This is a genomic window from Candidatus Margulisiibacteriota bacterium (assembly GCA_003242895.1).
Taxonomy (GTDB): domain Bacteria; phylum Margulisbacteria; class Riflemargulisbacteria; order GWF2-39-127; family GWF2-39-127; genus GWF2-39-127.
In genome coordinates, this window is the sequence record QKMY01000038.1 from 22,931 (window position 1) to 35,584 (window position 12,654).

Genomic DNA, 12,654 nt, shown 5'->3' on the forward strand with positions numbered 1-12,654 from the left:
ATATCCGAAAGGCTTAGTTATGTATAAAAAAGTAATTGACGCCAAAGTCTCTAAAATTAAAGTCGTTAACGAATTTTTTGATGTAAAGGAAGTAAAAGCAATTTTAGGAAAAATTGCGCATCGCATATATCTCGATTCGGAAGTCCTCCAGTTACGACGCTTCATGAGCCATCAATTCGGTATCAATTCCAGAGCCCTGACTCTTGAGGAATTTAAACGGATATACGTGGGGGATCATTTGCTTAAAATAGGGTTTTCCGGACCTACTAATCCATCGAAAGAAAAGATAGAAGAACAAAGTGAGGCAGTCAGTCGTATCATCGGCAGCTTATCAAACAGGATCGGGGCTGTTGTCCATGGCGGTACAATGTGGGCTTTCATCAGGGCCGCTCACATAAAAGCGATAGAGAAACAAAAGTTATCTATAGGAGTTATGCCGTGGGTAGGCATCAGTGATCTTTTAAAGATCAAAGACGAGATCCCTGAGAATTTTCCTAAAATGGATTATCTCGCTATCACCGGGCAAGGATATGAAGATCATGCCAATATTTTTGCTAAAGCTTTGGACTTTTTAGTCCTGATGGGAGGCAGATCCGGGGCGCTGGCAGAAGCCGTCGCAACCACAAACCAATCGAAACACGTAATTTCTCTTATGATGGGCAATGAGCAGGACGAAGCTTTTCAGGTGTTTAAGAACGGTATCTGGTATACCGATAAGGTTGATGAGATAGCTGAGTTTGTAGAAAACAACTTAATACCAAGTCAGCAGTTGTTTAAAGGCAGGCAGGTTGCTCTTCATGATTTTTTAAAAAATACCCATGATAAAATCAGGGTTGGATTTGCCGGTAATACCGGTAGAAAAACAGATTTAGGTCTTCATAACCAAATACTTTCAGGACTAATAGATAATATAAGGCCGTCATTTTTTACTCAAATGGAAGCAGTTTCCGGCATGACAAATGTCGGAGGAGTGAGGGCTTATTATGAAATGGCTAAAGAGAACAACATATCCCGATCAGGAATTATGAGTAGTAAAGGTATCGGATATAAGCTGGCGGATTGTGACAATATGGTCGTATGGGGTAATGAATGGGGAAGTGAATCCAATATATTTTTGTCTTCTTCAGATGTTTTGTTGGTCTTAGGTGGAGGAGACCAAACGGCAAAAGAAGCAGAAAAAGCGTTAGTATCAGGAGGCCGATTCGGATCAGGGATACCGGTAATTGCTATTCATGACCCATTGGTAGGTAATTGGAGCTATGATAGTTTTAATAGCATGAACGGCAGTAAACGCCTCAGTCGCGCTGAATATTTTTCTTCATCTCAACTTTTTAAAGCTGCGCAGAGACTAAACGAAGTTTTCGAATCTATTCTTTTACAGAGAAACAAACGGTTTTAATTGCAAATAGCATTTATAACCCGACCATGTAACCGGTAATTTCTCAAGCTTTAGGCGGACTTTTGGCCCGCATTCATTTAAGATATTTTTCCCACAGTCCCAGCGCATGAACTAATCGCATAACAGAAATTGCCAGATGTCCGTCATGGAACTTTTCCAGATTACTAAAAGTATCTTTTAGCGAAACCCATTGGATATTATTATCTTTCAAGGCATTACCTGCAATAAAAAAAGATGTTACGCGTTCCGGAGTAATACCTACACTCGGATAATATTCCCCGGCAAGCCTGTGAATGTTCTTTACGTCAAAAGTCCCTTCGAAACTGTCTTTTATAAAAGCATTTACAGCTGAATCGCTATTTATGCTTTTTGGCAGTCGAAATGCAGGTGCGGTAATAATTCTGCTGTTGCCTTCTCTAATTTGTGGTGCCGGCAAGTCCCGCTCTTCCAACCCGATAAATACCTCGCCGTCATGCAGGACTACGGGTAAAGTAACAATTGTATTCGTACTAAGATGTTTCGGAATAATAAATTCGCGGGTAACTTCAGCCAGTTCATTGTTTGCAGAATCAACTTCTGTAAATGTTGCATTAATGTGCTCCAGGAAACCTGAGGAGTTTTGGGTTTTCTGAAATACAGTTTTTGGTTCCTTTGCGAATAACTCGTTAACACTGGTCTTTTCTTGTAGTTTGCCTTCAATTAAAACTATTTTTTCGCCCAACCATTTTTCCGGAACTAATCCTAAAGACCGAAGTAAAAAATAACAGTTCAGTTCTAATCTCGCTTCAGGCAGAGAACCGGTTTGTGCGGACTCTAAAATTTGCTGAATATCAAAAAATTCCAGGGTTCCTGATTCAGTCAGATCAGAATAATTATTGATTTTGTCAGGTTGGTCCCCAGAGATTTGAATATGTTTAGCATAGACAATTTCATCAAGGCCCCCTGGTGACGTGTATATTGTGGGTCCACGATTAATAGCTAAAATGTTCTGGGGTTTTATTCCTGCTCTAATCAGTAATGTCTGCTTTGTTTTTTCTGTATCAAAGCTATCGATATCAGCAACACTTATCGGCTCAATTATATATCCGCCGCTGACCCATTGATTCAGTCTGCTGCTGCCTCTTTCGTCAGTGTTAATCAAGGGGCGGGGAAAATTCTTTTTTGCCATGACAAATATTTTGTTATTAGCTTTATCATAATAATAAGGCAAAAGATCTGCAATATCTCCACCAGGCCTGCTGGCTAAATCAAAAATAGCAGAAGTTTCAATGTTTTGAAAATGACGGAACTGCACATAAGGGGTCTTTATGGGTTTCTGGTCAGTCTCTATAATTTTAACGGCTTTCCCTGAAACTTTTTGTGCTATTCCGGTCCATTGAATCGCAGGTAACTCAATAGGGGTATTTTGATTGTCAAAAATTTGCCAGTCTACGGCTTTGTCCGTGATAGATTTCTTTGGTAAAGCTAGGGAAGATAGTAATCTTAACCCTAGATTACTTAATTCATGTTCAAATTGATCTTTGGTCCAGAAGGTGAATTTGTATTTTAAATTAGTATTCCAACAGCTTTGATCATCTTTCCTGATTAAGAATTCTACTGCATCATTCAGCGGTAGAGAAAAGCTTCTTTTTTCTGGCTGATCAGTTGGAATTTCTGTTAATAGAAAGCCTCTGCGTTCCTGGTTGTAGTTAGAATATGCGTCCTGTGAAAAAGAAACCAGAAGCTCTGCATCTGATAAGCCGCCATTATTGGATTTCGCTGATAATTCCAGATTGACTATTTGTTTTCCATTATTAAGCTGAACGAAAGAATTAATAACCAGAGTTCCATCTTCATTGAGCTGGCTCACTTGGTTTTCTAAAATATTTCTAACAATTGCGGGATCATAATTATTAGTAGAATACTCTGTATGCAGGGCTAAATAATTGATAATCCCGTCCAGTTTTTCCTGAGATGTATCGTTTAGAGTTTTGCGTTGAAAGGAAAGGTTATTACTGGTTTTTTCATAAGCTAACGTACTTGAAACCGGGTTGATGTCGACTAAACTAACATCACGGTATTTTGTTGCAAAATAAAAAGCCTGGCTGCTTTTACCCCTGCCTAAATGCAGGGAAACTTTGTTTGATTTGCTTAAAACATAGGGCATACTTCTGATCATAGAAACTAATATATCCGGATCAAGCCAATCTGATGGTTGTTTCGCAATATCTTCGGTCTGGTTTTTAGAATTTCCTGAGGCAATTTGTTGTGCAATACTTTCTGCTACTGACGAACTAATTCGGCCTTCTTTTATAAGTCTTGTAATTTCCTGTAATATTTTTTGTTTCAGTTGTTCGAAAGTATAATCAAATCTGGGTAGCTCTGTAAGCGATGTTTCACTGCTAATTCCGGCAGTTGAAGTATTATCAATATATCTGGTTTTAATTTGGTCCTTATACTTGTCCTCAAGTTGGATAATACTGTTTAAAACTTTGCTGTGCATTCCAGAATGGGCATTGATTGAAACTTGTCTGCTTTCTTTAATTGCCCTGGGTAGTACTCCGTTAATAAAAGATTCGACCGGATCTCTCTGTGTAAATATGATTTCCACGTTATATCCGAATTTCAGCGCCTTATCAATCAGCCCTGAAGCAAAATTAATATCAGCTAGCGTAGAATCATAAACCATCGCATAATCCGCCATATTGACACCGGTATTTTTTAAAGCTGTGGTTTTTCCGCTGCCTGATCCGCCGGCAGTGAACAAGATCGTGTTGTTTTTGAGGTTTTTTTGGTTGATCAGCATATCTTCATAGATATTCATGGTGAGAAGTGATGCAGCCGGATAATAAATGTCCGGATCATTAACTGAATATCCTGGAATAAGAAAAATTGCGTCATCACTGGAAACAATAGAGTGCAGGCCATAGTTTTGACTAACCCGCTGGTAATACAACCGGATTAATTTATCCATGTTATTTTCAACATAATTTATGGTTTTTGTTTCTTCTTTGGCTATTTCGGTTAATGAGCGTTTGTCGACTTTTTTATCTTCATAATTAATAAATTTCTTTTGCACTTCAATCCTTCCTCTTTATTTATATTTATCCGGTGAATCGCCTTAATACTGTATCCTCTATTTTTTTGCCCCGGATTTTTTGATTATGAGAAGATAAAATTTTTCTTTAATAAGTTTTAAGAGTGTTCTCTCCAATTTTATCGATGAAAAATTTGAATTATTGCATGTTTTAGTCAAGCCTTGTCCGGTGCAACATTTTTTCTCAGTTAACGATATATTAAAATAATATTGCAACCATACTATATAATTAAGATAAAAAATGAATACAAAGCTACTAGCGCTATCAGAAAAAACTAATAATATCAGCCATCTTAATAAAATAACTATTATTGAGAGGCTAAAACCTGTAGTTAAAGCTGCTTCAGCTGTTCTCTATATTCATTGCCTGGGGTTTAATCAGTTTGCGGATTATGCTGAATTTTTGCCATTTATTAATGGCTTAGAGATCAAACCGGAGAAGTTCAAGGGAAAGGACGCCTTGTTTTACTGGGAGGGTGATGTCCTTAAGTATGATCCTCAAGTATTTTCCAGACTAAAGCAATTGCTTGACCTGCATCAATTAAAAATTCAATTTCATTTTCCTTTGCGAGATATTCAAGGAAGAGTTCTCGATACTGCTAATCCTAAAGATCATGAAGCGTTGTTGCAGGTGTTTGGTGCCTATGCAGCTGCCATAAATGATTTTAATCCGGGTGGAAAAGTGAACATAACAGTTCATCCTCCAAAAATAGCGGATCATTCAAATGAGGAACAGATCAAAAATGCCTTGGTAAATGCCAATGTTTTTTATCGAAGGCTGGGGGAACAGATCGAGCAGGAAAACTGGCCTGTTATCATAGGGATAGAGAACCAGCCCCCCCCAAATATTAATAATTATAAAATTGATGAACTTGGCTACCTCATCTTCCATTTTGATATCCTGCTTGCAGGTACCAATAACCGGATCCAGATTACGGTTGATAGCGGGCACTGCATGCTATCCGTTCCACATAAAAATGGAGACAAATTCTATTATAAACATCCGGCTGATGAGGCATCGGAATTGTCCGAGCTAGTGACTATCGATAGAATTGTGGAATGGTGCAGGGCAAACGGTAAATACATAACTAACTTTCATTTTCATGAGAATAACGGTATAGATCTTACGGTCATTGCCAATGGCAAGTCCTGTGACACGCACGCGTTTCCAACCCCGGAGCATATCCCCGGTTATATGCGTTATCTGGAAAGGGCAGTTCTGGAGAATGTACCTTTAAATCTAGAGATCGATAGCAGAAAGTATAAACCATCGGAACTTGCCGCGAGCATACAAGAGATTCGGACAAAAATCGATGAACTATGGCTAGCTTTGAGTAGCCAGCCGGACCGGGGATGAAGGCTTGTATGCCACCAATCATCCGGGAGTTAATCCCACTTAAGTCTGTGACGTTCCAGATCGAGGGACAAGAATTCATGGCGTTAAACGGTGGTCCGGAATTCACTTAAAGTAAGTTCCGATATAATAGAAATCATGACTGTTCCGGGTGCCGGTTATATCGATAACCTATTGAGAAAACAATCAAAATGGGCGAACTTGTTTTTTTCATGAGCGCAATACGGATTGTGCAACGTCTCCAAATTGTTTTAAATACAGCAAATTGCTACCCAAATTGCATTCTTTATACTACTATATAAGAAATGTAATAAATCAACGGGAAACAGATAGAAAAATGAACGAAAATTCAACTGAATGTTCGCTTGATGACCTGGAACGCCGGCTTTGGGAAGCAGCACATATCATTACAGGCCCAATTGATGCATCTGATTATAAAACATATATCTTTCCAATTCTGTTTTTTAAACGTATTTGCGATGTTTATGATGAAGAATATTTAGCAGCTATTGAATTCTATGGGGATGAAGAAATTGCCCGTGCTCCGGACCAGCATCGAATAGAAGTACCGGAAGGATGCCACTGGAAAAATGTTATTGCTACTACAAAAGATATAGGGAAAGTTCTTAAAGCTGCCTTTCTGGGTATAGAGAAGACTAATGATCGCCTTTACGGTATCTTTGGTGATGCGCCATGGACTAATAAAGAACGTCTCCCCGACCATCTACTGCTCCAATTGCTCAATCACTTCAACAGAATTAAACTGGGAGTACAGAATGTCCGAGATGATGATATGGGGCGGGCATACGAGTATCTCATTAAACGATTTGCTGATAAAGCCAATAAAAAAGCCGGAGAGTTTTATACTCCACGATCTATTATCAGGCTAATGGTTAATATACTTGATCCTCAACCAGGAGAAACGATCTGCGATCCGGCCTGTGGTACCGGAGGCATGCTACTGGAAACCATACATCATGTTAAAGAGCACGGCGGAGATCCCAGGCTACTGAAATTAAAAGGCCAGGAAAAGAATCTAACTACAGAAGCCATTGCCCGAATGAATCTCTATCTGCATGGGATGGAGGATTTCGTAATCCGCCGAGGTGATACATTGCGAGATCCTAAATTTCTGATTACTGACCGGCTGGAACAATTTGATTGCGTTATAGCTAATCCGCCATTCAGTCTTAAAGAATGGGGATACAATAACTGGAGTTCTGATCCTTATAATAGGCATGTTTTAGGGCTGGCACCAAAAACAAATGGTGACTTCGCCTGGGTTATGCATATGTATACATCTATGAAGGAGATTGTTGGCAGAATGGCTGTTGTACTCCCGCATGGTGTACTTTTCAGGTCAGGCGCAGAAGCTAAAATTAGAAACAAACTGCTGGATATCGGTGCAATCGAAGCTGTTATAGGTCTTGCCGGTAATCTTTTTTACGGTACCGGAATTCCTGCTTGTATTCTTATACTTCGTAAGGTTAGCCCGAAAAAGGCTCCTGTCCTATTCATCAATGCAGAAGAGATTTATACAAAAGGCAGAGCCCAGAACACCTTAAGCGAAGTTCAGTCTGATGAAATCTATGGGATATATCAAGGACAGCATCAACAGGCTTTTGAACTGGAAGGTGTGAGTCGTTGGGTCGAATATAATGAATTAAAAGATAATGATTTCAACCTTAACATTGCCCGGTACGTTCAAAAACCTCTTGAAGAAGAGACCATAACTGTTGAAGAAGCTTTACGCGATTTCAAAATGAAACTGGGCGAACTGGAAATCGCTGAAAATGAGCTTGAAGTTTTGTTGGAGAGAGAAGGATTTGAGTTATGAATAATAAAAAAATGACAGTTTTAGTGTCCTCTTCGGTGTATGGAATTGAAGAGTTATTAGAAAGAATTTACTCCATTCTTACTTCCTTTGGATATGAAGTCTGGATGTCGCACAAGGGTACAATTCTCTCGTTATCAGGAAGCGGAACGGTTTATCGAAGAGAACTTTTCTCCACCAGATAAGGTTCTTAATAGTATTGAAAGGGAAAAGTTCAGATGAACAAAGAAGAAATTTCAAAATTACTACTTCTTGGTGAAAACCAGATCGTTGAATTTAAAGAAATGTGCAAACCTGATGCCATAGGACGCATCGTATGTTCTTTTTTGAATTCGGGTGGCGGGTATGTGATCTGCGGAATAAAAAATGGTGGTGTTCCTATAGGTATTAAGAATGCCATACAAGTAAGATTGGAACTGGAAAAAGACCTCATAACAAAGATTATTCCCAAAGCTATTGTTTATCTTGAGGTTCAGGAAATCCAGGGACTAGATGTTGTTATTGTAGAAGTCCCGGGGGGTAAAGATATTCCATATGCTTATAACAATAGTATTTATATCCGTGAAGGGGAGAAAACTCTAAAAGCATCAGTGAATATTATAAAAGATATGATAATGCGCCGTCAGGTTGAGCCTGAACGCTGGGAACGAAGGTTCTCTAATGCTGATATAGAAGTCGATATTGATAGTGATGAATTGCACACTACTGTCGATGCGACATTTGAAACAAGACTTATAGTGTTTCGTGACCCGGAAAACCTGGTAATGGTCTTGGAAGATCTAGCTGTCTTCAAATATGGTCGGTTAACTAATGCTGGTGATGTTCTGTTTACTAAGAACCCTTCATCACGATATCCCCAGGTGCGAGTCCGCGCTGCTAGATATAAGACTGACAAGACTGATAACGCTTATCAGGATATGAAATCCTTCGAAGGGCCGTTAGGGGAAGTACTGGAACAGGTTTATACTTTTATTATTAGGAATACCCCAACAGTTTCCCGATTTGCTCGTTCGTCACTTGTGCGGCAGGATGATTCGTTGTATCCCGAAGATGCAGTGAGAGAAGGACTAGTTAATGCTTTTGCTCACAGGGATTACAGCGATTTCTCCGGTGGTGTTTCGGTTAATATCTATCCGGATAGGCTCGAGATATGGAATTCCGGCAGTTTTCCTGATGGAATAACTCCAGAAACTATGGCTTCGGGGCACATTTCTATTTTAAGAAACCCTGACATTGCCCACATTCTCTATCTGCGCGGTATGATGGAAAAGCTTGGCCGCGGTAGCATGCTGATAAGAAAAGCTTGTGATGACAGACAACTACTTGCTCCGCAATGGACTTCTGATAAGTATAAAGGTGTGACCCTGACGTTATTTGCCGCGGAAGTCACCACGGAAGTCACCACGGAAGTCAAAAGCGTAATAAAAGCAGTGGATGGAGAGCTATCCAGGCATGATTTACAGCAAAAACTTGGATTAAAGCATGACGAGCATTTTCGGAAGGCCTATTTGCTGCCTTCTCTGGAAGCGGGTTGTATCGAGATGACCATTCCTGACAAACCGAACAGCAGGTTGCAGAAATACAGGCTGACCGCAAAAGGGAAGCAGATCAGAAAAATACTTGGCAAAGAAGATCAGTTATGAGCCTGTCTCAACAACAACTTGAAAGCATGCTCTGGGGTGCAGCTGAACATCTGCGCGGGCAGATCGATGCCTCCGATTATAAACAGTATATTTTCCCGCTGCTTTTCTATAAAAGGCTTTCAGACGTTTACCAGGATGAATACGAAGCTGCACTGACATTTTCTGAGGGCGACAAAGAATATGCCGAATTGCCGGAACAACATCGCTTTGTTATTCCTTCTTTAGCTCGCTGGGAAAAACTCAGGGAAACGACTACTAATATCGGTGAGTTTATTCAAAAAGCCCTAAGAAATATTGAGAAAACCAATTCCCGATTGTATGGGGTTTTTGGAGATGCTCAGTGGACGAATAAAGAACGGCTTCCCGATCATCTGCTGGCATCTCTGGTAGAACATTTCAGCCGAATTCCCCTGGGAATCAATGCTGTAAAACAAGATGATCTTGGTGCCGCATATGAATACCTTATCAAAAAATTTGCTGATGATTCCGGACATACAGCAGCGGAGTTCTATACCAACCGGACAGTTGTCCACCTTATGACCAGAATTATGACACTGAAGCCCGGTGAAAGCGCCTATGATCCTACCTGCGGCACTGGTGGCATGTTACTGAATGCTGTGATGGATCTAAGATCTGACGGGAAAGAGTGGCGGACTGTTAAACTCTATGGACAGGAAGTAAACCTGCTAACCAGTGCAATCGCCAGAATGAATATGTTTCTGCATGACATAGAAGAGTTTGATATCCAGCGTGGTGATACATTAGCTGAACCCAAATTTTTAGAAGATGATCGATTAAAAACTTATGAGGTAATATTTGCGAATCCTCCATATTCCATCAAGAAATGGGATCGCACGAAATTTAGCTCTGATCCTTTTAAGCGCAACGAATTTGGCGTGCCGCCACAAGGTTGCGCTGATTATGCGTTTTTTCAGCATATTATTAAAAGTCTGAATTCGCAGACCGGACGGGCAGCCATGCTCTGGCCTCATGGCGTATTGTTTCGTGATTCTGAGGCAGAAATACGTAAACAAATAATAGAGGCTGACCTGATAGAATCGGTAATCGGACTTGGCCCAAATCTATTCTATAATTCTCCAATGGAATCCTGTGTTGTGGTACTGCGACGCAATAAATCGAAGGAACGCCGAAAGAAAATTCTTTTTATTAACGGCATCAAAGAAGTGACCCGGGAAAGAGCGTTTAGCTATTTAAATGACCAGAATCTAGAAAATTTAGTTGATGCATATTTTCAACCGGACAAACATGAGGGTATTGCTCGCATGGTAGATATTTCTGAGATACGGGAGAACCTACATAATCTCTCAATACCACTCTATATACGCAATATTGCGAAAGAAGATGAACAAGATCTTGAATCTACTATTGAGGCTTGGCAAGTCGGTAGAGTGGAGCTGAAAAAACAAACGAAAAAGCTATTTACTGCGTTAAGTGAATTAGGCTTTGGTCTTGAAGATAAACAAGAAGAAAAGAAGCCTGAAAGTAATACTGCAAATATACATTTCAAAAGATCTGTTTTTGCAGCAGAGATTGTTCATCGGCTACATAAAGAGCTCACATTTGGCCATGTTAAGTTTGCAAAAATGATTTTTTTGACAGAACAGTTGTGCGGTGTTGATACCGGATCTACTTATCATCGTCAAGTTGCCGGGCCGTATGATAATCGAGCATTACGCTCTATCGATAGCCAGATCAAAAAGCTGAAATGGTATAAAAGTAAAAAAGTAGATACCCGATATGTGTATGAACCTTTGGAGAAAGCTGGACAACATGCAAGGTACTATACTAGTTATTTCAGCAAAGAAGCGGATACTTTTGACCGAGTAATTAGTCTATTTAAAAAACACGGTACTGAACACTGTGAGATTGTCGCTACACTCTATTCTGCCTGGTTTGATTTTATTAATCAGGGAATAAGTCCGACAGATGATTTGATCATTGATGAAGTGCTCAACAACTGGCATGAAAGCAAGAAACGGATACCAAGAGAAAAATGGATGTCTGGTCTCGTGTGGATGCGGCAAAATGACATTACACCTCTTGCAAAAAAAGCTGGGGGTCAAAAATGATAGTATCTCTGACCGACAAACAAAAGCAAGATGGCTGGCAGATTGCCAGGTTTGGGGATATTGCCAGAGACATAAATAAAAACACCAAGAATCCAATTGAAGATGGACTGGAATACTATGTTGGTCTTGAACACTTGGACCCGCAATCTCTAAGAATTCAACGTAAAGGGATTATAGCTGAAGCTAATCCAAGCTTTACACGTTTGTTCAAGCCCGGGCAAATTCTTTTTGGGAAACGTCGTTGCTATCAAAAGAAGGCCGCTGTTGCTGATTTTGAAGGTATTTGTTCGGGTGATATTATTGTTATCGAATGTATTCCCGGGAAAATCATTCCAGGGCTTCTGCCATTTATAGTCCAGTCAGATATGTTTTTTGCCTGGGCAGAAAAGACCTCTTCAGGCTCACTCTCACCAAGAACAAAATGGAAATCACTCGCTGCATTTGAATTCCTACTCCCATCGATTGAGCGCCAGAAGGAGATTCTTGAGGTTTTGGAGAAAACAAATGCCCAAATATCAAAACTTGATGAGGCCATTAAATCCATAGATATACTTAAGTCACAGTTAGAAAAAGAATTTTTCGGCAGTATAAGCATATCTATCAAAAACGATAGAGATAATAATCAAATAAAAATTGTTCCTATAAGTTATTGTTGTGAAATACAAACGGGAGGAACACCAAGTCGGGGAAGGACGGAATACTGGAATGGAAGTATTCACTGGATGAGCTCTGGGGAAATTAACAATATATATATCGAAAATACTGAGGAAAAAATTACTGAAAAAGGACTTAATAATTCTAATGTGAGAATGCTTCCTGTGGATTCAGTTCTAATTGCTATGAACGGACAAGGAAAAACCCGTGGATTGGTTGCGATGAATAAAATTCCTCTTACATGCAATCAGTCAATTGCTGCAATAATTTGCAGAAAAGATATCCTCTTCCCAGAGTATTTATTCCATTATTTAGGAAGCAAATATGAAGAAATCAGAGGGATTACAGGTGAAGGTAGAAATGGATTAAACCTTGGGCTTATTAAGAATTTTCTAATTCCCATTATTTCTTTAAATGAACAGTTAAAAATAGCAAGTACCTTTTATTCTATATTACAGAACAAAGCAACTCTATTTAATAAAAAAGAAAATGCAAAAAATATACTAATTAAAATAACTGATAAATTGATAACCTCACACTGAACCAGAAAAACAAAATGTGATATAAAAAAAGGTATAATGTTATATAATATACGCATGTATAT

8 protein-coding genes are annotated in these 12,654 nt (G+C 39.4%); 7 read left to right on the forward strand and 1 reads right to left on the reverse strand.

Translation table 11 applies throughout. From position 1 onward, the window contains the following. Positions 1-19: 19 nt before the first annotated feature. A complete protein-coding gene (locus DKM50_05480) occupies positions 20-1,399 on the forward strand; it encodes a hypothetical protein (protein ID PZM80217.1) in 1,380 nt (459 codons plus the stop codon). Positions 1,400-1,472: 73 nt separating this feature from the next. Here the strand turns inward: DKM50_05480 and DKM50_05485 are convergent, their stop codons facing one another. Further along, positions 1,473-4,457, reverse strand: a complete 2,985-nt coding sequence (locus DKM50_05485) for a hypothetical protein (GenBank protein PZM80218.1) — start codon at positions 4,455-4,457, stop codon at positions 1,473-1,475. A 259-nt stretch (positions 4,458-4,716) separates the two neighbouring features. Here DKM50_05485 and DKM50_05490 point away from each other — a divergent pair, with 259 nt between their 5' ends. The 6 genes from DKM50_05490 (at position 4,717) to DKM50_05515 (ending at position 12,592) form a co-directional block, all read left to right on the forward strand. Beyond that, positions 4,717-5,832, forward strand: coding sequence for a hypothetical protein (locus DKM50_05490; protein PZM80219.1), 1,116 nt, complete (start codon positions 4,717-4,719; stop codon positions 5,830-5,832). Between the two features lie 334 nt (positions 5,833-6,166). Continuing rightward, the gene (locus DKM50_05495; protein PZM80220.1) at positions 6,167-7,666 is read left to right on the forward strand and encodes a DNA methylase; all 1,500 of its coding nucleotides are present in this window, start codon (positions 6,167-6,169) and stop codon (positions 7,664-7,666) included. Beyond that, on the forward strand, positions 7,663-7,848 hold the full coding sequence (locus DKM50_05500; protein ID PZM80221.1) for a hypothetical protein: 186 nt from the start codon (positions 7,663-7,665) through the stop codon (positions 7,846-7,848). Before DKM50_05495 ends, DKM50_05500 begins: the two co-directional genes overlap by 4 nt. A gap of 33 nt (positions 7,849-7,881) precedes the next feature. Further along, a complete protein-coding gene (locus DKM50_05505) occupies positions 7,882-9,306 on the forward strand; it encodes a transcriptional regulator (protein PZM80222.1) in 1,425 nt (474 codons plus the stop codon). Continuing rightward, positions 9,303-11,396: an SAM-dependent DNA methyltransferase gene (locus DKM50_05510; protein ID PZM80223.1), complete on the forward strand. Its 2,094-nt coding sequence runs from the start codon at positions 9,303-9,305 to the stop codon at positions 11,394-11,396. The genes DKM50_05505 and DKM50_05510 overlap by 4 nt, the downstream gene beginning before the upstream one ends. Further along, positions 11,393-12,592 (forward strand): hypothetical protein, encoded by a 1,200-nt coding sequence (locus tag DKM50_05515; GenBank protein ID PZM80224.1) that lies wholly within the window; start codon positions 11,393-11,395, stop codon positions 12,590-12,592. The genes DKM50_05510 and DKM50_05515 overlap by 4 nt, the downstream gene beginning before the upstream one ends. Positions 12,593-12,654: the final 62 nt, after the last annotated feature.

Bases quoted from the DNA above. Each gene is read 5' to 3' on its own strand.
- DKM50_05480 (PZM80217.1), top strand. From the start codon at position 20: ATGTATAAAAAAGTAATTGACGCCAAAGTCTCTAAAATTAAAGTCGTT.
- DKM50_05490 (PZM80219.1), top strand. From the start codon at position 4,717: ATGAATACAAAGCTACTAGCGCTATCAGAAAAAACTAATAATATCAGC.
- DKM50_05495 (PZM80220.1), top strand. From the start codon at position 6,167: ATGAACGAAAATTCAACTGAATGTTCGCTTGATGACCTGGAACGCCGG.
- DKM50_05500 (PZM80221.1), top strand. From the start codon at position 7,663: ATGAATAATAAAAAAATGACAGTTTTAGTGTCCTCTTCGGTGTATGGA.
- DKM50_05505 (PZM80222.1), top strand. From the start codon at position 7,882: ATGAACAAAGAAGAAATTTCAAAATTACTACTTCTTGGTGAAAACCAG.
- DKM50_05510 (PZM80223.1), top strand. From the start codon at position 9,303: ATGAGCCTGTCTCAACAACAACTTGAAAGCATGCTCTGGGGTGCAGCT.
- DKM50_05515 (PZM80224.1), top strand. From the start codon at position 11,393: ATGATAGTATCTCTGACCGACAAACAAAAGCAAGATGGCTGGCAGATT.